General features: G+C 70.3%; 23 protein-coding genes. 2 read left to right on the forward strand and 21 right to left on the reverse strand.

All coding sequences use genetic code 11. The annotated features are described in order from the left end of the window. Positions 1-98: 98 nt before the first annotated feature. The 13 genes from STH_RS09180 to STH_RS09240 form a co-directional block, all read right to left on the reverse strand. Positions 99-1,319, reverse strand: coding sequence for an endonuclease Q family protein (locus STH_RS09180; RefSeq protein ID WP_011195952.1), 1,221 nt, complete (start codon positions 1,317-1,319; stop codon positions 99-101). Next, positions 1,297-1,815, reverse strand: a complete 519-nt coding sequence (locus STH_RS09185; RefSeq protein WP_011195953.1) for an NUDIX hydrolase — start codon at positions 1,813-1,815, stop codon at positions 1,297-1,299. Before STH_RS09185 ends, STH_RS09180 begins: the two co-directional genes overlap by 23 nt. Further along, positions 1,812-2,897 (reverse strand): butyrate kinase, encoded by a 1,086-nt coding sequence (buk, locus tag STH_RS09190; RefSeq protein ID WP_011195954.1) that lies wholly within the window; start codon positions 2,895-2,897, stop codon positions 1,812-1,814. The genes STH_RS09185 and buk (STH_RS09190) overlap by 4 nt, the downstream gene beginning before the upstream one ends. A gap of 84 nt (positions 2,898-2,981) precedes the next feature. Next, the gene (locus STH_RS09195; RefSeq protein WP_011195955.1) at positions 2,982-4,049 is read right to left on the reverse strand and encodes a Glu/Leu/Phe/Val dehydrogenase dimerization domain-containing protein; all 1,068 of its coding nucleotides are present in this window, start codon (positions 4,047-4,049) and stop codon (positions 2,982-2,984) included. A gap of 62 nt (positions 4,050-4,111) precedes the next feature. Then, entirely contained in the window at positions 4,112-4,888 is a 777-nt protein-coding gene (locus STH_RS09200) for a phosphate acyltransferase (RefSeq protein WP_070105508.1), read from the reverse strand. A gap of 62 nt (positions 4,889-4,950) precedes the next feature. Continuing rightward, entirely contained in the window at positions 4,951-6,027 is a 1,077-nt protein-coding gene (buk, locus tag STH_RS09205) for a butyrate kinase (protein WP_011195957.1), read from the reverse strand. A gap of 16 nt (positions 6,028-6,043) precedes the next feature. Next, on the reverse strand, positions 6,044-7,117 hold the full coding sequence (locus STH_RS09210) for a Glu/Leu/Phe/Val dehydrogenase dimerization domain-containing protein (RefSeq protein ID WP_011195958.1): 1,074 nt from the start codon (positions 7,115-7,117) through the stop codon (positions 6,044-6,046). Positions 7,118-7,377: 260 nt separating this feature from the next. Next, positions 7,378-9,441, reverse strand: coding sequence for a sigma 54-interacting transcriptional regulator (locus STH_RS09215; protein ID WP_011195959.1), 2,064 nt, complete (start codon positions 9,439-9,441; stop codon positions 7,378-7,380). A gap of 79 nt (positions 9,442-9,520) precedes the next feature. Then, positions 9,521-10,300 (reverse strand): sporulation transcription factor Spo0A, encoded by a 780-nt coding sequence (gene spo0A / locus STH_RS09220; RefSeq protein ID WP_011195960.1) that lies wholly within the window; start codon positions 10,298-10,300, stop codon positions 9,521-9,523. A gap of 76 nt (positions 10,301-10,376) precedes the next feature. Continuing rightward, on the reverse strand, positions 10,377-11,786 hold the full coding sequence (spoIVB, locus tag STH_RS09225; RefSeq protein ID WP_011195961.1) for a SpoIVB peptidase: 1,410 nt from the start codon (positions 11,784-11,786) through the stop codon (positions 10,377-10,379). Between the two features lie 635 nt (positions 11,787-12,421). Continuing rightward, entirely contained in the window at positions 12,422-14,212 is a 1,791-nt protein-coding gene (gene recN / locus STH_RS09230) for a DNA repair protein RecN (protein WP_011195963.1), read from the reverse strand. Between the two features lie 16 nt (positions 14,213-14,228). After that, positions 14,229-14,678 carry an arginine repressor gene (gene argR / locus STH_RS09235; protein WP_043713851.1) on the reverse strand — a complete coding sequence of 150 codons (450 nt, stop codon included), beginning with the start codon at positions 14,676-14,678 and terminating at the stop codon, positions 14,229-14,231. Between the two features lie 133 nt (positions 14,679-14,811). After that, positions 14,812-15,663: an NAD(+)/NADH kinase gene (locus STH_RS09240; protein WP_011195965.1), complete on the reverse strand. Its 852-nt coding sequence runs from the start codon at positions 15,661-15,663 to the stop codon at positions 14,812-14,814. A gap of 185 nt (positions 15,664-15,848) precedes the next feature. Here STH_RS09240 and STH_RS09245 point away from each other — a divergent pair, with 185 nt between their 5' ends. Beyond that, entirely contained in the window at positions 15,849-16,295 is a 447-nt protein-coding gene (locus tag STH_RS09245) for a hypothetical protein (RefSeq protein WP_011195966.1), read from the forward strand. Positions 16,296-16,338: 43 nt separating this feature from the next. Further along, complete coding sequence (locus tag STH_RS18795) at positions 16,339-16,506, forward strand: hypothetical protein (protein WP_158506889.1); 168 nt, start codon at positions 16,339-16,341, stop codon at positions 16,504-16,506. A 58-nt stretch (positions 16,507-16,564) separates the two neighbouring features. On the opposite strand, the gene STH_RS09250 is transcribed toward STH_RS18795, so the two are convergent. The 8 genes from STH_RS09250 to folD form a co-directional block, all read right to left on the reverse strand. Continuing rightward, a complete protein-coding gene (locus STH_RS09250) occupies positions 16,565-16,828 on the reverse strand; it encodes a hypothetical protein (RefSeq protein WP_011195968.1) in 264 nt (87 codons plus the stop codon). 21 nt (positions 16,829-16,849) lie between these two features. Then, positions 16,850-17,623 carry a TlyA family RNA methyltransferase gene (locus tag STH_RS09255; protein ID WP_011195969.1) on the reverse strand — a complete coding sequence of 258 codons (774 nt, stop codon included), beginning with the start codon at positions 17,621-17,623 and terminating at the stop codon, positions 16,850-16,852. Between the two features lie 6 nt (positions 17,624-17,629). Beyond that, positions 17,630-19,576, reverse strand: a complete 1,947-nt coding sequence (gene dxs, locus STH_RS09260; RefSeq protein WP_011195970.1) for a 1-deoxy-D-xylulose-5-phosphate synthase — start codon at positions 19,574-19,576, stop codon at positions 17,630-17,632. A 2-nt stretch (positions 19,577-19,578) separates the two neighbouring features. Next, entirely contained in the window at positions 19,579-20,049 is a 471-nt protein-coding gene (locus STH_RS09265; protein WP_083766038.1) for a hypothetical protein, read from the reverse strand. Between the two features lie 1,020 nt (positions 20,050-21,069). Continuing rightward, a complete protein-coding gene (locus STH_RS09270) occupies positions 21,070-21,963 on the reverse strand; it encodes a polyprenyl synthetase family protein (protein WP_011195972.1) in 894 nt (297 codons plus the stop codon). Between the two features lie 18 nt (positions 21,964-21,981). Beyond that, positions 21,982-22,206 (reverse strand): exodeoxyribonuclease VII small subunit, encoded by a 225-nt coding sequence (xseB, locus tag STH_RS09275; protein ID WP_011195973.1) that lies wholly within the window; start codon positions 22,204-22,206, stop codon positions 21,982-21,984. Beyond that, complete coding sequence (xseA, locus tag STH_RS09280) at positions 22,203-23,450, reverse strand: exodeoxyribonuclease VII large subunit (RefSeq protein WP_011195974.1); 1,248 nt, start codon at positions 23,448-23,450, stop codon at positions 22,203-22,205. Before xseA ends, xseB begins: the two co-directional genes overlap by 4 nt. 70 nt (positions 23,451-23,520) lie before the next feature. Next, positions 23,521-24,381: a bifunctional methylenetetrahydrofolate dehydrogenase/methenyltetrahydrofolate cyclohydrolase FolD gene (gene folD / locus STH_RS09285; protein ID WP_011195975.1), complete on the reverse strand. Its 861-nt coding sequence runs from the start codon at positions 24,379-24,381 to the stop codon at positions 23,521-23,523.

Here is a 24,381-nt window from a genome sequence, read left to right on the forward strand (position 1 = left end):
CCTGCCCACCCCTGCCCATAGACTCACCCGGAGTCTATGGGACAGGCCCGGCAATTATGTCGTGCCGTTCGCCAGGGGTGAGGCGGCCGCCCTGCCGGTCAGTCGGCCGCGCTGACCCGCCCGTATATGCCCCCGCCACCGGACTCGATGGCAAGCCGCCCCTGCCGGGCCAGCACCACCAGCCGGGCCAGCCGTTCCCCCACCACCGCTACCAGGTCCGCCTCCTCGGCCGCGTGCAGCACGGCCATCTCGGTGCCGAAGGCGGCCAGCAGCCGCGCCATCCCCTTCCGCCCCAGCCCGGGCACGAAGCTGAGCGGCACCTGGTGGACGTAAGGCGGCCGCACCCGTTCCGCCCGGACAAAGCGGCCCTGCTGCCAGGCGGCGTAGTGCCGGATGCGGTCCAGCACCCCCAGCACCACCCGGTGGCCGGGGTCCACCGGGCAGCGCAGTACCGGCGGATCGCCCTCCACCTTCCGGCCACAGTCCTCGCAGAAGGTGCGGTGGTACTTGCCGAGCCGGGGATCGAGGCCGAAGTTGGCCAGGATGCGCCGCCCGCCCTCCTCCCGCAGAGCCAGGAGCCACTCGTCGAAGGAGGGTTCCCTGAGCAGCAGCTGGTTGTACTCCCGGCCGATCCGGCCCAGGGAATGGGCGTCCGAGTTGGTGACGAAGGGGAACCGGCTGAGCTCCGGCAGCTCGTCCGCGAGGGCCGTGTCGGCGGAAAGCCCCAACTCCACCGCGGGCACCGACGCCCACAGCTCGGGCGGAATGACCTCGGACACGGCCGGAGCCGCGGCCAGGGTAGCCTTGTGGGGCGTGAAGATGTGGGCCGGGATCACCACGCCGCCCCGGTCGGCCACGGCCTCCACCACGTCCGCGGCGGTGGTCCCGTGGTGCCGCTGCGTCGAGAGGTGCCGGTTCCTGACCCGCGGCGCCTGCCACTCGGCGAAGGCGCGCAGCCCGTCCAGCCCGCCGAAGTAGCAGAGCAGGTGGACCGGCTTCCCCCGGTGCACCACCTCCACCTCGGCGCCGGGGATGAGCGTCAGCCCGCCGTAGGCCAGGCCGCCGCCGGGCCGCTCGGCCACGAGCCCCTGCGCCAGCAGCCGCTCCAGGTCCTGCAGGGCCCCGCTGGTGGCGGCGTCGATGACCCCCACCAGGCCCAGCCCCTTCCGGTCCCGGGCCTCGGCCAGTATGTTGGCCAGGGTCAGGTCCCTGGCGGCGGCGATCTTCACCCCGCCGCCGGGGTCGCCGGCCCAGCCCAGGTGCACGTGCAGGTCGGCATAGACGACCTGCAGGGGCTCAGCGGCCCCGGAGCCGGGCATACAGCAGCACCCCCGCCAGGGTCTTCGCATCCCGCAACTCGCCCGCCAGGGCCATGCGCAAGGCCTCGTCCAGGCTGAGCCGCACCAGTTCGATCTGCTCGTCCTCGTCCATGGGCAGGCGCGAGGGCGTCAGTTCCTCGGCAGCGAACAGGTGAAGCTTCTCCGTGCAGAAACCCGGGGCGCTGTAGAACTCGGCCAGCCTGATGAGCCTCCCGGCCCGGAAGCCGGCCTCCTCCTGCAGCTCCCGTTGCGCGGCCTCCGCCGGATCCTCCCCGGGCTCCAGACCGCCCGCCACCAGTTCCAGCAACGTCTCGCCGGCCGCGTACCGGTACTGCCGGACCATCAGCAGGTCATCGCCGTCCACCGGCAGCACCACCACCGCGCCGGGGTGTGCCACCACGTCCCAGGTCCGTTCCTTCCCGTCCAGGTCGATCAGGTCCCTTCGGACCGCAATCACTCTGCCCCGGTAGATCTCTTCCTGTCGGATGACTCTCACTCGCCTGCCTCCCCGTACACCTGCGCCGGCTCCTCGCCCCGCAGCACCCGCAGGGCGCCGGCCGCCAGCGCGGCCATCTCGTCCTCGCCGGGGTAGACCGCCACCGGAGCGATCCACTCCACCTGCTCCGCGATCCAGCCCGTCAGCATCTCGGAGTGGGCCAGTCCGCCCGTCAGCACGATGCGGTCCACCTGGCCGCCCAGGGCCACCGCCGCCCGGCCCACCTCCTTGGCCACCTGGTACGCCATGGCCCGGTACGCGACCCGGGCTGCCTCGTCGCCCGCGGCGATCCGCTCCTCCACCCGCCGGGCGTCGTTGGTGCCCACGTGCGCCACCAGACCGCCGCGGCCGACCAGCATCCGCCCCACCTCCCGCAGCGTGTGCTGCCAGGAGAACGCCAGGTGGACCAGCCCCAGGCTGGGCACCGTGCCTGCCCGCTCCGGCGCCATCGGCCCCTCGCCGTCCAGCGCGTTGTTGACGTCGACGACCCGCCCGCGCCGGTGCGCCCCCACCGAGATCCCGCCGCCCAGGTGGACGACGACCAGGTTGACCTCGGTGTAGGCGCGGCCCAGGTCGGCCGCGGCCCGCCGCGCCACCGCCTTCTGGTTGAGGGCGTGGAAGACCGACCGCCGCGGCATCTCCGGCAGGCCGGTGAGCCTGGCCACCGGCTCCAGCTCGTCCACCACCACGGGGTCGACGATGAAGGCCGGCACGCCGCCCGCGGCCTGGGCGATCTCGTGGGCGAGGAGGGCGCCCAGGTTGGACGCGTGCTCGCCGTGGGCAGCCCGGGAGAGCTCCGCCAGCATGGCCGCGTCCACCCGGTAGGTTCCCCCGCGCACGGGCCGCAGGAGCCCGCCGCGCCCCACCACGGCGGTGAGCGAGGAGAGCGACACGCCGTGGGCGTCGAGAGCCTCCAGGATCAGGTCCCGCCGGAAGGGGAACTGGGCGGCGACGTCCCGGAAACACGCCAGGTCGGCCGCGCTGTGGCGCAGCGTCTCGGCGAACAGGGGGGAGTCGTCGTCGTACACGGCGATCTTCGTGGAGGTTGAGCCCGGGTTGATGATCAGCAGGCGCTGCTGCAAGTTCGCTCCTCGTCCTTTCGCTGCTTCAGGGTCGCCGTGCGGGGGCCGGAGAGGGAGGCCCGCTCCCCCTCCGGCCCCCTGCGTTTACTCGGCCAGGTAGATCCGGTTGAGCTGATGGATCCTGTGCATGCGCTCCTCGGCCATGACGTCCGCCGCCTCGGCGGTGCTGATGTTCCGCTGCTCGGCGATCTGGAAGACCCGCAGGAGCTTGTCGTAGATGGTCTCCACCCGCTTCAGGGCCCGCTCCCGGCTGTAGCCCTGGGGATGGTACTCCTCGGCCACGTTGATCACGCCGCCGCCGTTGATGACGAAGTCGGGCGCGTACAGGATGCCGCGCTCCCGCAGCATGTTGCCGTGCCGCGGCTCCTTCAGCTGGTTGTTGGCCGCGCCGGCGACGATCCTGCACTTCAGGCCGGGGATGGTGTCGTCGTTCAAGATGGCGCCCAGGGCGCACGGGGCGAAGATGTCGCACTCAGCGGTGTAGATCTCGTCGGGGGCGACGGCCTTGGCCCCGAACTCCTGCTTCGCCCGCTCCACGGCCTCCGGGTCGATGTCGGTGACGATCAGCTCGGCGCCGGCCTCGTGCAGGTACCGGCACAGGTGGTAACCCACCTTGCCGAGCCCCTGGACCGCGATCTTCTTCCCCTTCAACTCCTCGGTCCCGAACACCTGCTTGACACAGGCCTTGATGCCCATGAACACGCCGTACGCCGTCACCGGGGAGGGGTCGCCCGACACCTCAGCCCGGCCGCAGGCGTGGTCAGTCTCCATGAGGACGTAGTTCATGTCCTCGACGGTGGTACCGACATCCTCCGCCGTGATGTACCGGCCGCCCAGCGTCTCGACGAACTTGCCGAACGCCCGGAACAGCTCCTCGCTCTTGTCGGTGTGCGGATCACCCCACAGCACGGCCTTGCCCCCGCCCAGGTTGAGGCCCATGGCGGAGTTCTTGTACGTCATGCCCCGGGCCAGCCGGAGCACGTCGGTGATGGCATCCTCCTCCCGCTCATACGGCCACATGCGGAGCCCGCCCAGCGCCGGCCCCAGCGTCGTATCGTGAATGGCGATGATCGCGCGGAGCCCGGTGGACTTGTCATAGCAGAAGACCAGCTGCTCGTGTCCGTACTGCGCCATCTGCTCAAAGATCCCCATGCGATGACCTCCTTTTGTGATGGTGCTTGACCCATGCGTGTGGGCTATACGGGGGTGATCCGCTATGCAGAGGCGGCGAGGACCGCCAGTGCAATCGAGTTCAGCTTGAAGGCCGGCGGGTCGGAGCGGGAGAGGAGCACGATCGGGCACCGGGCGCCGACCACGATGCCCGCGGACGCCGCGCCCGCCAGGTGGATGAGCGCCTTGTAGAGCACGTTGCCCGTCTCCAGGTCGGGCATGATGAGCACGTCCGCCGCACCCACGACGGGGCCCGTGACCCCCTTCACGGCGCCGGCCTCGGCCGAGAGCGCGAGGTCCAGGGCGAGGGGGCCCTGCACGACGCAGTCCCCGAACTCGCCCCGCTCGGCCATCTCCTGCAGCGCGCGGGCGTCCACGGTGGCCGGCATGTCCGGGTTCACCTTCTCGACGGCGGCGATGGCGGCCACCTTCGGGCACTCCAGGCCCAGGGCGCGGGCCACGGCCACCTGGTTGCGCAGGATGTCGGCCTTGCGTGCCAGGTCGGGTCGGATGTTCAGGGCAATGTCGCTGATGTGCAGCAGCCGGGGAAAGCCCGGCACCTGGACGACGCAGGCGTGCGAGAGGGCCCGGCCGGTCCGGAGCCCGGCGTCCCGGTTCAGCACCGCCCGCAGGATCTCAGCGGTCTGCAGCAACCCCTTCATCAACAGCTGTGCCTCGCCGGCGCGCACGGCGTCGACTGCGAGGCGCGCGGCCTCGGCGGGGTCCGCCCGCGAGATGCGGTACCCCCTCACGAGCCCCAGCCGTTCGGCCTCGGACACGGCTTCTTCGACGTGCGGATCGTCCGCCTGGGCCACCGCCATCACCGGCGGCCGGCCGCCCACTGCGGCCTGCGCGGCGGGAATCAACTGGTCCAGCGATGTGATCATGCGTATGTCCTGGCCTCCTCCTCTCCGCGGAGGACCCGCAGGGCGCCGGCCGCCAGGGCCCGGTTCTCCTCGCTGCCCGGGAAGCGGAGCACGGGGGCGATCCAGTCCACCCACCCCGTGATCCAGTCCGTGAGCAGCCGGGAATGGGCCAGGTCCCCGGTCAGGACGACGGCGTCCGCCCGCGCGCGCAGGGCGACCGCCATCGCGCCGATCTCCTTGGCCACCTGGTACGCCATGGCCTGGTAGACCAGCCGGGCCTCCCCGTCCCCCGCGGCGATGCGCTTTTCCACCTCGCGCCAGTCCCGGGTGCCCAGGTGGGCGACCAGGCCGCCGCCGGACGTCAGCCGGCGGATCAGCTCCCGCTCGGTGTACCGACCCGAGAAACAGAGCCGCACCAGGTCGCCCGCCGGCAGGCGGCCGGCGCGCTCGGGCCCGAACGGACCGTCCTCCAGCGCGTTGGTGGCATCCACCATGCGCCCCTGCCGGTGTGCGGCCACCGAGATGCCGGCCCCCAGGTGCGCCATCACCAGGTTGCTCTCATCGTATGTCTTGCCCAGCGCGGCGGCCGCCCGGCGGCCGACCCAGCGCATGTTGAGCGCGTGGGCGAGGCTGGTGCGCCGGATCTGGGGGATCCCCGTGAGGTGCCCCTCGGGCCACATCTCATCCGTGGAAACGGGGTCCACGACGAACGCGGGGATGCCGAGGGCATGGGCGATGCCGTAAGCCAGTATGCCCCCGAGGTTGGACGCGTGTTCGCCCTGAACGCCCGCCCGCAGGTCGTCGAGCATGGCACCGCTCACCCGGTAAACGCCGCCGGGAACCGGCTTCAGCAGCCCTCCCCGCCCCACGACGGCGTGCAGGCTCTCCAGCCGGATTCCCTCCGCCTGCAGCCGCTCCGTGATGCGGTCCTTCCGGTACAGGTACTGGTCCCAGACCCGCTCGAAGCGGGCCAGCTCGTCCGGGCTGTGGGCAAGGTCCGCTGCCAGCCGCTCCTCATCGTCGTCGAACAGTGCAATCCGTGTGGCGGTAGCCGTGGGGTTGATCACGAGAATGCGGAATCCCTCAGCGGACACTCCGGTTCACCGTCCCTCACTCCGGGATGTAGATGCCCCGCCGCCGGCCGATCCGGTCGATGCGCTGCTCGGCCAGGCGGTCGGCGGCCTGGTAAGTCGGGATCCGCTCGTCCCTGCTGATGGCGAAGATCCGCAGCAGCAGGTCGTGGATGGCCGCGGTCTTGCGGCGGGCCCGCTCCGGGTTGAAGCCCAGGATCTCGTCCGCCACCTGGATCAACCCGCCCGCGTTGATGACGTAGTCCGGCGCGTACAGAATTCCCCGCGCGTGCAGCAGGTCGCCATGCCGCGCCTCGGCCAGCTGGTTGTTGGCGGACCCGGCCACCGCCGCGCACCGGAGCCGGGGGATCGTCGCGTCGTTGAGCACGCCGCCCAGCGCGCTGGGCGAGAAGATGTCGCACGGCACGTCATAGATGGCGTCCGGCTCCACCCCAACCACCTCGGGGTGGCGGGCGCAGACCGCCTCCACCCGCTCCGGGCGCAGGTCGGTCACCGTCACCCGGGCGCCGTCCTCCAGCAGGTGCGCCAGCAGGCGGGAGCCCACTTTGCCCAGCCCCTGAAGGGCGATCCGCCGATTCCGCAGGCTGCTCTCCCCCCACAGGAACCGGGCGCAGGCCCGCATGCCCTGCCAGACGCCGTAGGCGGTGAGCACCGCCGTGTCGCCGGACCCGCCCTCGTCCTCGGGCAGGCCGACGAACCAGGGCGACTCCTGGCGGGCCCAGACAAAGTCGGTCTTGTCGGTGCCGACGTCGGTACCGGTGATGATCCGGCCCCGGAGCGTCCCGACGAACCGGCCGAGGGCCCGGAACAGCGGTTCGGACTTGTCCCTGGCCGGGTCGCCCCAGATGACCACCTTGCCCCCTCCGTGGTTCTGGCCCGAGGCGGCCGACTTGTAGGTCATGCCCCGCGCCAGCCGCAGCGCGTCCTCCAGCGCCTCCTCCTCCGTGGCGTAAGGCCACATCCGGCACCCTCCCAGGGCCGGGCCGAGGGTCGTGTCGTGTATGGCGATGATCGCCCTGAGCCCCGTGGCCTTGTCGTAGCAGAACACCACCTGCTCGTGTCCGTCACGCATCATGCGCTCGAACACACCCACGATGGCCGACCCCCCACTGGCAGCGGCCGGGCAAGGCCGCTGCCCGTCGCTGCCCCCAACTATCGCAAAATCCGTGCCACCTGCGTCCGGCCTCGACCACCCGGCGTAACCCGCATGGGTCCGCCGGTCGTCGGAACCGATGCCTCCCCCTTGCACGGTTGCATACGCAGGATCCTGCATCGTTCTGCAGCATGGTGCCTGCAAAAATGTGCAGAACCCCGTCGGCGCGCAAAAAGGCGAGGCCCGGTGACCTCGCCCGACTACATGAGCCCATACCGTTCCAGCTTGTAGTAGAGGGTCCGCGGGGCGATCGCCAGCCGGCGGGCGGCCTCGGTCTTGTTGCCCTTGGTCTCCTGCAGCGCCTGCAGGAGGGCCGCCTTCTCCGCCTCCGCCACCACCTCGAACAGCGGCCGCACCCCCGGGCGGGCCCGGCCGTCCTCCGCGGGTGGGACCTCGGGGGCCGGGGCAATGCCCAGCGGCGGCAGGAACCGCCGTTCGATGATGGTGTCGGTCACCGACATGGCGATCATCGCCCGGCCGATGATGTTCTCCAGCTCCCGCACGTTGCCCGGCCAGTGGTAATCCATCAGCACCCGCAGGGCGTCGGGGGCGATGTCCTGCACGCTGCGGCCGTACTCCTTGTTCAGTTTCTCAATCAGGTGCTTGACCAGCTTGGGGATGTCCTCCTGCCGGTGCCGCAGGGGCGGGATGACGATGGGGATGACGTTCAGCCGGTAGTAGAGATCCTCCCGGAACGTGCCCTTGGCGATCATCTCCTCCAGCGGGGCGTTGGTCGCGGCGATCACCCGCACGTCGACCTTGATGGGCTTCGCCTCACCCACCCGCACGATCTCCTTCTCCTGCAGCACCCGGAGCAGCTTCGCCTGCAGCCCCGGCGGCAGCTCGCCCACCTCGTCCAGGAAGAGGGTGCCGCCGTGCGCCTCCTCGAACAGCCCCCGCTTGCCGCCCTTGCGGGCGCCGGTGAAGGCGCCCTCGGCGTAGCCGAAGAGCTCCGACTCCAGCAGCGACTCCGCGATCGCGGCGCAGTTGACCCGGATGAACTGGCCCCTCCGCCGGCTGGAGGCGTTGTGGATGGCGTGCGCAAAGAGCTCCTTGCCCGTGCCGCTCTCGCCCCGGAGCAGGACGGTGGCAGGGGTCTCCGCCGCCCGCCGGGCCTGCTCCACCGCCTGCTGCATCACCGGGCTGTCGGCGATGATCTCGTCGAAGGTGTACGAGGAGGTCAGCCGGCGCAGGAGCTTGCGGTGCTGCTCCAGCTCGGCGGAGAGCCGCGCGATCTCGGAGACGTCCCGGATCACGCCCACCGAGCCCTTCAGCTTCCCGTCCACCAGGATCGGCGCCACGTTGACCACGACCTCCCGCTTGCGGGGGCCGACCCGGAGCGGCACGTTCCGCACCGGCTGCCGGGTGCGCAGCACCTGCAGGTGCATCGACTCCTGCGACGGGTCGATGTCCACTGTCGCCGGCTTGCCGATGACCTCCTCCGGCTTCAACCCCGTCAGGGCTGAGTAGGCGGGGTTGACCATCCAACCGATGCCGTTCTCGTCCACCACGGAGATCGCGTCCTGGGTGGAGTTGAAGATCGCCTCCAGGAGCACCTTCATCTCCCGGAGCCCGGTGATCTCCTCCGCGAGGGCCTTGACCTCGGTGATGTCCCGGAACACGGCCACGGCGCCAACGACCTGGCCGTCCTTGTTGCGCACGGGCACCCGGTTGGTGACGATGGTGGTGCGGCCCACCTCCTGCTGCTGGTTGAGTTCCGGCTCGCCGGTGGCCAGCACCACGTGCAGCCGGGTGTTGGGGATCACGTCCGCCGCCCTCCGGCCCAGCACCTGGTCGCGACTCACGCCCAGCAACTTCTCGGCGGAGCGGTTGAGCAGGGTGACGACGCCCTCGGCGTTCACGGCCACGATCGCGTCGTGGGTGGAGTCGAGCATCACGTCCCGCTCCAGCTCCCTCTCTTCGAGGGCGCGCAGGAGCCGGTGGCTCTCCTCCACGAAGCTGAGGATGAGGTTCATCGCCAGCCCCTCGATGACCACCGCCCGCGGCCACTTCAGCCGCCGGATCTCTTCGTCAAGCCCGGGCTGTCCCGTCGCGTCGACGATGACGTCCACCTCGGGCAGGCAGACCAGCCCCGTGAAGTCGGTCGTCGTGGGGATGCCGTGGGCCGCCGCCAGGCCGAGGCCCGGGGCGTCGGGCCGCCGGTCGGCCACCCCCAGCACCCGCACCTGCCGCGACATCTTCAGCAGCGCGTTCAGCAGCGACGTGCCGCCCTTGCCCGCACCGACGATCACCACGTTCAGCATCCGCCACACCCCTGCTGCACTCTCTTGCAGACCATTTCGGCTGAAGAAGCGCAATTCCCTGCAGCGTGTGCGCGGAGCCTCAGCCCGCCGCGGAGCCGGCCCGGAGCCGGTCCACCACCGCGGCGATGAACTCGGAGTTGCTGGGCTTGGTCCGCCTGCCCTCCGCGCCGCGGCGGAAGAGCTTTCGCAGCGGCTCGAGCCCCCGGTCCCACGCCATGCCGACCGCGTGGCGGATGGCCCGCTCGACCCGGGAGGCGGTGGTTCCGTGGCTGCGCGCGACCGCGGGATACAGCCCCTTGGTCACCGCGCCCAGGAGCTCGGGCTGCTCCAGAACCAGCAGGATCGCGTCGCCCAGGTACCGGTATCCCTTCAGGTGCGGCGGGATGCCCAGGGCGCGCAGCAGTGCATGCACCTCGTCCAGCGTGTGGCCGGCGGCGTGCGACGCCGGGGGAACGCGCGGCGAGTCGGCGAGGGCATCACCCCACGCGAGCTGCCGAACCCGCGCGGCGAGGATCTCCAAGTCGACCGGCTTGACCACGTAGTAGTCCGCGCCCATGGCCATCACCCGCCGGGCAATCGCCTCCTGGCCGAACGCGGACAGCATCAGGATCCTGGGCCGGGCGCTCAGCTTCGTCCGGGCCAGTTGCTCCAGGACGCCGATCCCGTCCATGTAAGGCATGATGATGTCCAGCAACACCACGTCCGGCTGCTGCTCCTGAATGGCCGCCACCGCGTCCAGGCCGTTGTGCGCCACGCCCACCACCTCCATGTCGGGCTGCAGCGCGAAATACTCCTGAAGCAGGGCGCAGAAGTCGCGGTTGTCGTCGCACACCAGGAGCCGAACTTTGTGGGCCGACATTCTCATTCAACCCCCAACCTGACCGTACGTTCCCGGGGCCGCTCACCCACAAAAGGCGCAACCGGGAACCGATAGTTTATAAGTATACACACATAGATGTTACACAAACGTTACCAGCTCGCCTGCCACCGCCGCGGACCGCCCGCCCAGACAAAACCTCCGGGAGGAGCGTGTCCTCCCGGAGGCCCGACTGGTTCGGTTCCGTATTGCGCTCGGCGGGCAGGAGGCCGGCCTCCTGCAGCATCCACTCGATCAGCACGCCGTATCCGCGCGTCGGGTCGTTGACGAAGACGTGGGTCACGGCCCCGACCACCCGGCCGTCCTGGATGATGGGACTGCCCGACATCCCCTGCACGATGCCGCCGGTCGCTTCCAGCAGCCGGGGATCCGTGACCTGCACGATCATGTTCTTCCCTTCAGCGGTGGGCTGGCGGATCAGGCGGACGATCTCGACTTGGAACCGCTCGATCTTCTGCCCGTCGACGACGGTGAGCATCTCGGCCGGCCCCTCCTTGACCTGGCTGGCCATGGCCACCGGCAGTGGTTCCTCGTAAAGCGGGTTCTTGAGGGGGCTGTTCAGCCGGCCGAAGATGCCAAACGGCGTGTTCTTCTCGATGACGCCCAGCCGGCCGCCGGAGTCGGGGTGGCTGGTGATCTTCTCGCCCGGCGCGGCCCGCCTCCCCTTCTGGATCTTCACGACGTCGGCCGCGGTGATCTGCCCGTGGGCGAACTGGAACGGCCGCCGGCTCTCGCCCTCCGCGATCACGTGGCCGAGGGCGCCGAACTTGCGGGTGGGCGGGTGGTAGAAGGTGAGCGTTCCGACGCCCGAGGCGCCGTCGCGGATGTAGAGCCCGACCCGCCAGCGGCCCGTTTCCTTTTCCCGCACGGGCTTCACGGTCCGCTCCAGCCGCTCGTCGCCCCGGCGGACGGTGAGGGTGATCTCCCGGCCCCGCCGGCCGGCTTCCTGAAACAGGTGAACTGCGTGGTCCTCGCCGCGCACGGGCCGCCCGTCAATGGCGAGGATGGTGTCGCCGACCTGCAGGCCGGCCGCCCGCCCCGGGTGGTGGACGCGCCCCTCTTCATCCTCGACGGCCGCGAACCCCACCACCTGCACCCCGTCGCTCTGCAGCCGCACGCCGATCGAATGGCCTCCGGGCACCACCCGGATCTCGGGGACGACGTCCACCGTCATCCGCCGGATCGGGATCAGCCCGAACAGCTTCACATCCAAGGTGTACCGGCCGGTCTGCTCGGCGGCCAGCTGCAGCGGGGACCCGGACCGCTGCACCGCGAGCCCCTGGCCCGAGGTGGGCACGGCCGTGCTGAAGGGGATGCCCAGCGAGAGTTCGTGGGCCTGGCCCTGGGGAAGGCGCAGGTGATCGGGCAGGGAAACAAAGGTGCGGAACTCGGGTGTGGCACAGACGGAAAGGATCAGGACGACCAGCAGAAGGCCGGCGGCCCTCCGCCACTTCTCCCGGGTTGACATCGGGGCGTCCCTCCCTGAAGCTTCTCTTCCCCAGGGCGGACCCCTTCTCCACTGCGTCTCCCACTTCTCTGTCTCTGTGTCTCTAAGAAAACGGCGGCGCAGTTGACCTCGCCGCCTCTGTGCACATTAAGTTACCCGGGTTGTCGCCGCGTTATGCAACCTGAGCCCGCTTCGATTGCGCGAACACTCATATCACTACAGATCGCGGTTGGGGACCAGACCGGTGATCATGCCGGAACACGACGCGTCCCCGAGCGCGAACAGGGACCGCATCTTCTGACGGCCACAGTTTGTCCTCCACAGGAAGCCGATCTTGCAATCAAGGTCGATGCAGACGTACCTCGAAGGGGCACGGGCATCCGGGCGGCACCACAGCGCCAGGGCGGGCGGAGAAGGGAATCCCACCGGTCCCCGTGTTGACCTGTCGGGGCCGAGGCTCAGGGAAAGCTCTGGAGAATCCGTCTGATAATGTACCTTTCGTAAACATTATAGGCACCAGGCACCGCGCGGGTCGGTGCCGGCCCTGCACATGTCCTCATCCAGCCTGCACTTCAGTAGAGATCTCGGACGGGCAGGGAAAAAGGGGCCCGCCAGGGCCCCCTCGCTCTTGATCACACACACCCGTTGCGATCCGCTCACACCGGCGCTGCCTGACCGCGCTGCAGCGCCTTCCACTCCTCCGCGGCCCGGATCAGGTCGCGCGCCGCCGCCAGGGTGTGCTGCGTCACCTCGGCGCCGCCGATCATGCGGGCGATCTCCTCGGTGCGCCCCTCGGGGCTGAGCACCCGACATCGGGTCGTGGTGCGGCTTCCGTCCGTCGCCTTCTCGATGTGGAAGTGCCGGTCCGCCAGCGCGGCCACCTGCGGCAGGTGGGTCACGCACAGCACCTGCCGGTCGCCGGCGATGCGCGCCAGCTTCTCGCCCACGGCCTGGGCCGCGCGGCCCGAGATGCCCGTGTCCACCTCGTCGAAAACGAGGCTGGGGACGTTGTCCACCCGCGCCAGGATCGCCTTCAGCGCGAGCATGATGCGGCTCATCTCGCCGCCGGAGACGATCTTCGCCAGCGGCTTCACCGGCTCGCCGGGGTTGGGGGAGAACAGAAACTCCACCCGGTCCCAGCCCCGGGCCGTCACATCGCGGTAGGTGGGCTCCGGCGGCCGCTCCACCGAGACGAGGAAACGGGCGGCCGGCATGCCCAGGTCGGCCAGCTCCCGTGCCACCTGCTCGCCGAGGCGCGCGGCCGCCGCCTGCCGGGCCTCGCTGAGCGCCGCCGCCAGCGCCTCGGCCTCGCGGCCCAGCTCCGCCTCCCGCGCCTTCAGCTCCGCGATCAGCTCGTGACTGTGCTCCAGCCGCGACAGCTCCTGCTCGATCCGCGCGAGGTAGTCGAGCATCTCCTCCACGGTGTCGCCGTACTTGCGCTTCAGCGTGGCCAGCTGGTCCATCCGCCGCTCCACCTGCGCCAGCCGCTCAGGGTCCAGGTCCACCCGCTCCCGGTAGTCCGCCAGCAGGTGGCTCGCCTCCTGGGCGTGCACCAGGGCCTGGCTGACCATCTCCAGCGCCTCGCCCAGGTCGGGGTCGAGCCGCAGCGCGTCCTCCAGCTCGGCCTTCACCTGCCCCAGCAGGTCCACGGCGCTGGGCTGGCCGGCCATCCCGTCGTACAGCAGGGCGTATGACTGCCCGGCAGTCCGCCTCAGCCGCTCGGCGTTAGCCAGCAGCCGGTGCTCGGCCTCCAGCTCCTCCTCCTCGCCGGGTCTGAGCCTGGCCCCGCGCAGCTCCTCCACCTGGAAGCGCAGCAGATCCTCCCGGCGGGCACGGTCACGCTCGTCGCCGACCAGCTCCTGCAGCTCCGCCTGCACCCCGCGGATCGCCTCCACCACCTCGGCCAGCCGGGCGCGCATCCCGGCCAGGTCGAGACCGGCGTACCGGTCCAGCAACTCCAGCGGCTTCGCCGCGTCCTGCAGGAGCGATCCGCCGTACTGGTCCAAGAGGTCCAGGTGCTTGTCCGTCTGCAGCAGGGACTGGTGCTCGTGCTGGCCATGCAGGTCCATGAGCCCCTGTGCGGCTTCCCGCAGCATGCCGGCGGTGACGGTGCGCCCGTTCATCCGGATGACGCCCCGCCCCTTCCGGGAGATCTCCCGCCGGATCACCAGCAGGCCGTCCTCGTCCACCGGCACGCCCAGCCGCTGCAGGGCCTCCTGCGTCTCGGGCGCGTCGGACACGTCGAACACGGCCTCGATCACGGCGCGCTCCTCCCCGGAGCGCACGACGTCGGGCGACGTGCGCCCGCCCAGCACCGCCTGCACCGCGTCCAGGATGATGGACTTGCCGGCGCCGGTCTCGCCGGTGAGGACGTTCATGCCCTCCGTGAACTGGAGGCGCACCTGGTCTATGAGAGCGAACTGTTCGATCGCGATTTCGACCAGCACTCGAGGCCCCTCCCCGTCAACGCATGAGCCCCTTCAGCCGCTCGGCCACCTCGCCGGTCGCGTCCGCGGGCTTCACCACGACGATCACGGTGTCGTCGCCCGCCACCGTGCCGATCATCTCCGGCCAGCCCGCGTGGTCGATGGCGGCAGCCACGCCCTGCGCCGTGCCGGGAAGCGACTTGATGACGACCAGATTGCCGCTGTGGTCGATGGTCAGCACCGCCTCCCGGAAGATGCGGCGCCAGCGCTCCCCCGCCGCGGCGCCCGGTTCCTCGGGCAGCGCGTACCGGTAACGCCCGTCCGGCATCGGCACTTTGGTGAGTTGCAGTTCCTTGATGTCCCGCGAAATCGTCGCCTGGGTGACGGGGATGCCCTCCGCAGCCAGCGCAGCGGCCAGCTCCTCCTGGGTCTCGATCACCCGCGTCCGAACCAGCTCAAGAATCTTGGCCTGTCGTCGTGCCTTCACCACGCGTCACCTCGCCCTGGAGTTGGACCGCACGTGCCCGAAGCGGCGGCCATCTCCCCTGCCAATTCGGCGGAACGCCCGGCAATCCCTGCATATTCATTCGCATACTTGCATATACAGCGGTGCATTTCCGCTACGTGCCGGACAGCTTCTGCCGCAGCACATCGTAGAAGCGATAGCCCGGAAGCCGCACCAGCCGCGCCGTGTACGGCGCACGGCCCACCCGGACCACGTCGCCGGGCAGCAGCGGGAACGGGTCAGACCCGTCCGCCGAGAGGCCCACCTCGCCGGGGCTGGCCGCGACGCGGATCGCCAACGCGACGTCAGCCCCCACCACGATGGAGCGGGCGCTCATGGTGTGGGGGCAGATCGGCGTGACCAGCAGACAATCCACCGTGGGCTCGACGACGGGCCCGCCCGCCGAGAGCGAGTACGCGGTGGACCCGGTCGGCGTCGCGACGATGACGCCGTCGGCCCGGTAACGGGCTACCACCGTCTCGCCCACCGAGACCTCCAGGTGCACCATCCGGGCGCGGGGACCCTTGGAGATGACGGCGTCGTTGAGCGCGGGCATGGTCGCCAGGGCAAGCCCGTCCCGGACCACCGTCGCCTCCAGCATCATGCGCTCCTCCAGCAGGTAGCTCCCCGCCAGGACCCGGTCGAGCTCCGCCAGGGCATCGCCGCTCTCCATGGCGGTGAGGAACCCCAGGTGGCCGGTGTTGATGCCCAGCACCGGCACGCCGTAGGGCGCGACCCGCTGCACCGCCCGGATCAGGGTGCCGTCGCCGCCCAGTACGATCAGCATGTCGACCTCGCCCCAGGCCGGCCCCTCGGGCGCGGCCAGGTCGGGCCTGCCCAGGCGGCCGGCCGCCGCGGGGTGAAGCAGGACGGCGGCACCGCTCGCCTCGAGCCGCTGCAGGATCTCTTCCCCGGTCGTTACGGCCATGGGCTTGTCTTCGTTGATGACGAGGGCGTACTTGGGCATCCCGGCTCGGCCTCCCCGCGGGCAGACATCTTTGAGTAGTATTCGCTTCCTTCCTCATCCTTCCTCTTACCGCCCCGGGCGCCCGGATCCGGGCCGCGCCTTCCCGGCCCCGGTGGCCGTGCGCGGGCCCCCTGCGTACACTGATGCATGGCATCCACCCGCGACTGCCCGAAAGGAGGCTCCCCATGCAGCGTACATATCCGGCGCCCGCGCCGCTGCCCTGGCCGCCTCCGGTCCTGCCCGCGCCGGGCCCCGCCGCGCTCGGCCCCGCCGGGGTCCAGGGCGGTCGGGGAACCGGGGTTCCGGGGGTCGCCTTCGTGCCCGTGACCGCGGTGGCGCCCCCGGCCCAGCCTGGCGGGCCGCATCCGCTGCCCGCCCTGCCCCCGTGCCCCCTGCCCTGGGGCTTTCCGAATCCCTTTGCGATCCGCGCCGCCGTGGTGCCGGCGCCGCCCGCGCAGTCAGGCTCTCAGAGCTGGCCGGCCCGGCCCGGAATGGTGACGGTCACCGGCCCCGCCGGATACCTGCCCGGCATCGGGTACTTCGACCCGCTGCAGGTCGCGGCCGCCGCGGCGCCCCTGCTGGAGGCCGCTGCACAGACGCCGCCGGGACCGTACGCGCCCCCGGCGCCGTGACCGCCGCCGGGTCGGCCGCATATGCTGGCCCGGGGGGGTTATGATGTTCTACGGCTTTGGCAAACCGTTCTACGGCAAGTCCTTCCTCGGCAAACCGTTTGTCGGCAAGCCCTTCTTCGGCAAGGGCTTCCCGGCCACGAAGGCTTCCGGGTTCAACTCGTTCATCCCCAACACCACGGTAGCCACGACGCCGTTTCCCGGCGCGATCTGACCGCCGCGGTGAGGCCCTCCCGGCCGGTAACGGCGGGAGGGCCTCGTCGCGTCTCGGGCTACTTCGCCCCGGAATCCTGCTGCGCCCCCTGCTGCTGCGCAGGCCGCTCGGGGAACGGCTTGGGCTTGATCGCCTGGGGGCTGAACATCTGGACGTATCCACACCGGGTGCAGCCCAGGAGCACCACCGGCATCGCCGGCCCCGGGAACGGCTGGTTGTTCTCGTTCAGGGGCATCGGCGTCCACTGCCCGGGGAGCTGGACGAGCTTCCGGTTGCCGCAGTGTGCGCACTCGACCTCTATCTTGACCTCTGGAGCCTCCACGAACGCACCTCCTCCCCCTCATCATTCCCGGTCCGGCACCGCCGCTCCTTCCCGATGGGCCAAATTCGCCCCCGGCACAAACCAGGCCAAAAACTCCCGGTTCCCCTCCGTGCCCAGGATCGGTGAGTCGATGACCCGCACGCAGGCCAGCCCCAGCTCAGCGGCGCGCCGCAGCACCCGGTCCACGGCCAGCCGGTGCTGCGCCGGATCGCGCACGATGCAGCCCTTGCCCACGCCGCCCGGCCCTACCTCGAACTGCGGCTTGATCAGGGCGACGATCTGCCCGGCGGGTGCGAGCAGCCGCGCCACCGCCGGCAGCACCAACGTCAGCGAGATGAAGGACACGTCGACGGCCGCCAGCTCCACCGGCTCGGGCAGGGCCGCCACCGACCGGATGTCCGTCTCCTCCATGACCACCACCCGCGGATCCTGCCGCAGGCTGGGGTGCAGCTGGTCACGCCCCACGTCCACCGCGTAGACCCTCCGGGCCCCCCGCCGCAGCAGGCAGTCGGTGAAGCCCCCCGTGGAGGCACCCACGTCCAGGCAGACGCGCCCGGCCGGGTCGATGCCGAACTGGTCCAGGGCGCCCTGCAGCTTCAGCCCGCCCCGTCCCACGTAGCCGATGGGATCCCCGGTGACCTCGATGGCGTCGCCGGGGTCCACCTTGCGGGCCGGTTTGGTGATCACCCGGCCGTTCACCCGGACCATCCCGGCCGCGATGGCCTCCTGCGCCCGCTCCCGGGAAGGAAAGTGGCCCCGGCTGACCAGGGCCACGTCGAGTCGTTCTCCTGCCATAGCTCCTCAGGTCTCCCCGTTGCCGGCCGCCTTCGCCCCGCTCAGCCGCCGCACGCTGCGGCTGCGCCGGGCCGGCTGCGCCGCCAGGTCGGAACGCATCCGGAGCAACAGCGCCTCGGCCCGCTGCGCCACGCCCTCCGGCGTGAGCCCGTAGCGTTCCAGGTACCGGGCCGGCTGGCCGTGATCCACAAACTCATCCGGAATGCCCATCCGCTCCACGCGGGCGTTCACCCCGTGGGCGGCGTACAGCTCCAGGACGGCGGAACCGAAGCCCCCGGCAAGGCAGGCCTCCTCCACGGTCACCACCGCGCCCACCTCCCGGCCGGCCCGCAGCAGCAGCTCGGCGTCCAGGGGCTTGACGAACCGCGGGTTGATGACCATCGCGGAGATGGACTTCTCCGCCAGCAGGCGGGCGGCCTCCTGGCACACCCGGGCCATGGTGCCCAGGCCGATCAGCGCCACGTCGGCGCCCTCCTGCATCACCTCGCCCCGGCCGATGGGCAGCGGCTGCAGCGTCTCGTCCAGCGGCACCCCCTGCGCCTTGCCCCGGGGATAGCGCAGCGCCGCCGGGCCGTCGTGGCACAGCGCCGTATAGAGCATGTGCTGCAGCTCGTTTTCGTCCTTGGGCGCCATGACCACCATGTTGGGGATCGCCCGCAGGTACGCGACATCGAAGACGCCCTGGTGGGTCGCGCCGTCCTCCACCAGCCCACCCCGGTCAATGGCCAGGGTGACCGGCAGGTTCTGCAGGGCCACGTCGTGGATCACCTGGTCGTAGGCCCGCTGCAGGAAGGTGGAGTACACGGCGAAGACAGGCCGCATCCCGCCCTTGGCCAGGCCGGCCGCAAAGGTCACCGCGTGCTGCTCTGCGATGCCCACGTCGAAGTACCGGTCGGGGAACTGCCGGGCGAAGCGGCTGAGCCCGGTGCCGGAGGGCATCGCGGCCGTGATCGCGCACACCCGGGGATCCTCGGCCGCCAGCTTGCACATCACGTTGCCGAAGACCTCGCTGTAGGTCAGGCTGCCGGGCCCGGTCCGGCCGGTGGCGACGTCGAAGGGGCCGCCGCCGTGGAACTTGTCGGGCAGCTGCTCCGCGTAGGGCACCCCCTTGCCCTTGGTGGTGACCACGTGGACCACCGTCGGCCCGGGGTAGGCGCGCGCCTGGCGCAGCACGTCCACCAGGGCGCTCACGTTGTGCCCGTCCACGGGCCCCAGGTACGTGAAGCCCAGGTCCTCAAAGAACATGTTGTGCACCAGCAGGTGCTTCACGCCCTCCTTCAGCCGGTCCGCCAGCTCCAGCGCCTGGGGGCCGATCAGCGGGATCTGCCGCAGGGCCTCGGCGACGTCGTGCTTGACCCGCTGGTAGGAGGGGCCGGTCCGGATACGGGCGAGGTAGTTGGAGATGCCGCCCACGTTGGGGGCGATGGACATGGAGTTGTCGTTGAGCACCACGATCACTTTGGTCTTGTCGTGGCCGGCGTGGTCCAGCGCCTCGTAGGCCATGCCGCCGGTCAGGGCGCCGTCGCCGATCACGGCGACCACCTCATAGTCGTCGCCGGCGAGGTCGCGCGCCTTGGCCATGCCCACCGCCGCGGAAATGGAGGTGGAGGCATGGCCCCAGTGGAAGTGGTCATGGACCGACTCGCGCGGATCGGTGAAGCCGGCAATGCCGCCGAACTGACGCAGGGTATGGAACTGGTGCAGCCGTCCCGTAAGCAGCTTGTGCACGTAGCTCTGGTGCGACACGTCCCAGAGGATCTTGTCCCGCGGGCTGTCGAACACGATGTGCAGTGCCAGCGTCAGCTCCACCACGCCCAGGTTGGGGGCGAGGTGACCGCCGTTGGTCGCCACCGTCTCCAGGATGACGCGCCGGATCTCGGCCGCCAGCTGGGCCAGCTCGGCGGGCGCCAGCCGCTTCAGCTGCTCCGGACCGGTCAGGTCCCGCAGGTGCATCGCTACGAGTTCCTCCTTCGCCCGTTGCTCCCGGAACGGCCGCCGGTGAAGGAGCGGCCGGTGATGTTCTCCGCCCAGTAGATGATCCGTCCGGCCGCCATGACGGCCGTCGTCGCATTCTCGATGGCAAACGACTTCCCCGCGGCCTTGCCGCCCACTGTCAGGCCGGAGATGACGCCGATGATGAGCAGCCCCAGGGCTTCCTCCACCCAACTGGCGCCCTGCATCATCCGCGCCAGCTTCATCGCGACGGTGGCACCGGCCGCGCCTGTGACGGCGCCGGCCACGTCGCCGACCACATCGTTGCAGAAGTTGGCGACGGCGTCCGCATTGCGCACCAGCCAGATCGCCTGTTTGGCGCCCGGCACCTTCTTGGCCGCCATGGAGTTGAGCGGCGGCAGCTCGGCGGCGGTGACGCTGGTGCCCAGGATGTCAAAGACGATGTTGACGGCGATCAGCAGCAGGACGATCACGAAGGCGATTATTGCATGTACGCGGTGCAGCGCCAGGTTTGAACTCCAGTTGACGACGACGGCCAGCAGAAATGAGAGTAAGCCTACCCGGACGGCGCGGCGCCATCCTGGTATTGGAGGAGGTTCTTTCGCCATGTTTGCCAGACGCTCCTGAAGGACAGACTACGGGTGGTGCACCCCGAAAGGATGCACGCGCCCCCCGATCCGAGTGGTCATTTCGATACTACCATACCATCTATTGGGCCACAACGCCAGGGGCCCGAAGGGAAAAAGGCGGATACCCAAATGGGTACCCGCCCCCGCGTATACATAAAATTATGGGTGGCAGCCTGGCAAGTAAATCTTGTGGCTTAGGTCCAGCAGGATTTCCCCAGGGCCTCCGCAGCGTCGCCGCCACGGCGGTTTCCCTTTATGGCCCAGCTGCCGTGTCGCCACCGGCAGGGCTGGATTACCACTTAGACCACACTACAATCCTTGCCAGACCTCTTTCGAGCAGCCTAGGAATTTTCTTCGACAACACACCTTTTCCTAGCCTCTTTTGCAGGCGTGGTTTCAGCTTCCATCGCCCCCGCCCTCAGCTGGCCGGCGTCCGGCAGGGGTTACCGGGCCATTACGCCCACGGTCGCATCCGCCACGCCCACTCAAGGCAGGCTACGCTGCACCCAGCACCTCACCATGTTTCGGTACCGCATGCAGGTCTACACTGCACCGCAGCCGCATCGCTCACATTGGCGCGACCGCCGCGCGTGCAGGCCTCCACGGAAGGAGGGTCGGGGCCCGCATGCCGTTGCGGGTCGCCCTCAATCCGGCAGCGTCGGACCAGAACGGCCCGGTTCGCTGAATCCCCAGCACCAACCCCCGATTGGGCATCGGCGGCCAGCACCAGAGACGTCATCGAATGTGCCCTTTGCGGATTTTTAGGCCCGCCTTCGGAAAAGGTAGTACTGACTAGGATACTGCGCCACCCATAATCCGCGATCATGAGTGACTCGCTTCGTCACCAAACGATGATAGCACCCGTCAGGCGACGCGGTCAACCACAGATTCTGCCAAGGCCCTGAGCACCCAGCCCGCTCCGCCGAAGGGCTCCAGCTCCTCCAGCGCCAGTCGGACGGCCTGGTAGGCGCGCTCGCGCGCGCCTTCCACGCCGTGCAGGGTGACGTAGGTGGACTTGTCCAGCCGGGCGTCGCGGCCGACGCCCTTCCCCGTCAGGGCGGCGTCGCCGGTCACGTCCAGCACGTCGTCCCAGATCTGGAAGGCAAGCCCGAAGTGCGTCGCGTAGCGCCCCAGCCGGTCCAGGTCCTCCTCGCCTGCACCGGCGAGGATGCCGCCCATACGCACGGCGGCGCGGAACAGCGCGCCGGTCTTCAGGGAGTGGATCCGCCTGAGCTGCGGTTCGTCCGCCTGGCGGCCCTCCCACGCCAAGTCCTCCACCTGCCCGCCGACCATGCCCTCGGCTCCCGCGGCGTGGGCGAGCTCCGCGGCAGCCCGCACCGCGCGCGCCGGCCCGACGCGCGGGACGGCTGCCTGCTCGGCCATCAGCGCGAAGGCCTGGGTGAGCAGCGCGTCCCCCGCGAGCACAGCCATGGCCTCGCCGTAGACCTTGTGGCAGGTGGGACGGCCCCGGCGCAGGTCGTCGTCGTCCATGCAGGGCAGGTCGTCGTGGATGAGCGAGTAGGTGTGAATCATCTCCAGGGCGCAGGCGCCGGGCATCACGTCGGCCGCCTCCAGACCGAAGAGCTCGGACGCGGCAATGGTCAGGATCGGCCGGAGCCGCTTGCCTCCGGCAAGGAGGCTGTACCGCATGGCCTCCACCAGCCGGGAAGGCGCGTCGAGCCCGGCGGTGTACCGGTCCAGCGCCGCCTCCACCTGCTGCCGCCGCGCGGCCATGTACTGCTGAAACTCGCCCCTCAAACTCGTCGTCCCCCTACGTCATTCCGGCTCGAAGGGAAGGGTCTCGACCCCGCCGTCGCGCTCCAGCAGCTGCTCGATGCGCGCCTCGGCCCGATCCAGCAGCGCGGTGCAGTGCCGCGCGAGCGCGACCCCTTCCTGGAAGAGCTCCAGGCCACGCTCCAGCGGCAGATCGCCGCTCTCCAGCTCCCTGACCACCTGCTCCAGCCGCTGAATGGCCTCCTCGAAGCTGAGCTCCTGCGTCATCTCGTCCCCTCCCCCGCGTCGCCGCGTATCTCTTCCACCTGACAGCGCACAGATCCTCTATGGAGGAGCACGTCCAGCCGGTCGCCCACCTGAAGCTGAGCCGCGTCCTTCACCACGCGCCCCTCCTCGGTGCGGGCGATCGCGTAGCCGCGCGCCAGCACCGCCAGCGGCGACAGCGCCTCCAGGCGGCCGGCCAGACCGCCCAGCTCCCGCCGCCGGGCGGCCAGCAGGCTGCCGCCCAGGTACTCCAGCCGCCGGACCAGGCCATCCAGCCGCTGCCGGTCCTGCAGGACCCGGCCCTGCGGCCGCTGCAGCACCGGCCGCTCGGTGAGGGCCCGGAGCCGGATGCGCCGCCGCTCCACCGACCGGCGGGCGGCGGTGGACAGACGGATCCGCAGCCCGTCCACCACGCCCAGCAGCTCGGAACGGGAGGGCACCACCAGCTCAGCCGCGGCGGACGGCGTGGGAGCCCGCAGGTCCGCGGCGAAGTCGGCGATGGTGTAGTCGGTCTCGTGGCCCACCGCCGAAACCACGGGCACCGGGCACGCCCGGATCGCCCGGGCCAGCCGCTCGTCGTTGAACGCCCACAGGTCCTCCAACGACCCGCCGCCCCGGCCGATGATCACCACGTCCACCTCGGGCACCCGGGCAACCAGGCCCAGCGCCCGGATCAGGCTCTCCGGCGCATCCGGCCCCTGTACCAGGGCGGGGGCCAGCACCAGCCGCATGCCGGGGAACCGGCGGCGGGCGACGGTGATCATGTCCCGGATGGCCGCCCCGGTGGGGGCGGTCACCAGCCCCACCGCCCGGGGCAGGCTCGGAATCGGCCGCTTCAGCGCCTCGTCGAACAGCCCCTCCGCGGCGAGCCGGCGCTTCAGCTGCTCGAACTCCAGGTGCAGCGCGCCGAGGCCGTAGGGCTCCATCGCGGCGGCGTAGAGCTGATACACGCCGTCCCGTTCGAACACCGTCACGTTCCCCTGCACGATCACCTGCATGCCGTTCTCGGGCCGGAAACGCAGCCGGTTGGCGTACGAGCGGAACATGACGACCTTCACCTGGGCGACCTCGTCCTTCAGGGTGAAGTAGATGTGGCCCGAGTGGTGCCACTTGAAGTTGGAGATCTCTCCCTGAACCCAGACCGACCGGAGCAGCGGGTCCTCGTCCAGAAGGTCCTTCACGTAGCGGGTCAGCTCCCTCACCGTCAGGAGTTGACGCCCGCTCTCCGCCAGAGCGAAGGACTCCAAAGCATCGCCTCCTCATGCGCCCGGAAGGGGCTGCCTCGCGCACCCGTGAGGCCGTCCGGCGGGGCGCAGCCTACCGGCCGGTCTGCATTCTGGCCGCCTTGACCGTGTTCGCCATCAGCATGGCGATCGTCATTGGCCCCACGCCCCCCGGCACCGGCGTGATGAGGCCGGCGACCTCCTGGACGCTGTCGAAGTCGACGTCGCCCCGGATGCGCTTCTTGAAGCCGGGAACCGGGTTGATGCCCACGTCGATCACCACGGCGCCGGGCTTGACGTGCTCCGCGGTGATCATCTGCAGCCGGCCCACAGCGGCCACCAGGATGTCGGCCCGGCGGCAGGTCTCCGCCAGGTCCGGCGTGCGGGAGTGGCAGATGGTCACGGTCGCGTGCCGCTGTAGCAGCAGGGCCGCCATGGGTTTGCCGACGATGTTGGACCGGCCGACCACCACCGCGTGTTTGCCCTTCGGGTCAACGCCGTAGGCGTCCAGCAACCGCATGACGCCCGCCGGCGTACAGGGCACCAGCCCGTCCTGACCGATCCACAGCCGGCCCACATTCTCGGGATGGAAGCCGTCCACGTCCTTCCGCGGGTCGATGAGCCGGATGACGGCGTCCATGTCCAGCCCTTCCGGCAGCGGCGACTGCACGAGGATGCCGTGGATGGCGGGGTCCCGGTTGAGCTGCATGACCAGGTCCGCCAGCTCCTGCTGGGTGGTCGTCGCGGGCAGGTGGTAGAGCACCGAGTGCATGCCCAGCTCTTTGGCCGTCCGCTCCTTGTTGGCCGTGTAGACCTTGCTGGCGGGGTCGTCGCCCACCAGCACCACCGCCAGCCCCGGCGTGAGGCCCTCCGCCTTCAGGGCGGCCACCTCCCGCGCCACCTCTTCCTGCACCTGAGCCGCGACCTGCTTGCCGTCGATCACTCCTGCAGTCAC

Origin of the sequence: Symbiobacterium thermophilum IAM 14863, from assembly GCF_000009905.1 — a bacterium.
Classification (GTDB): domain Bacteria; phylum Bacillota; class Sulfobacillia; order Symbiobacteriales; family Symbiobacteriaceae; genus Symbiobacterium; species Symbiobacterium thermophilum.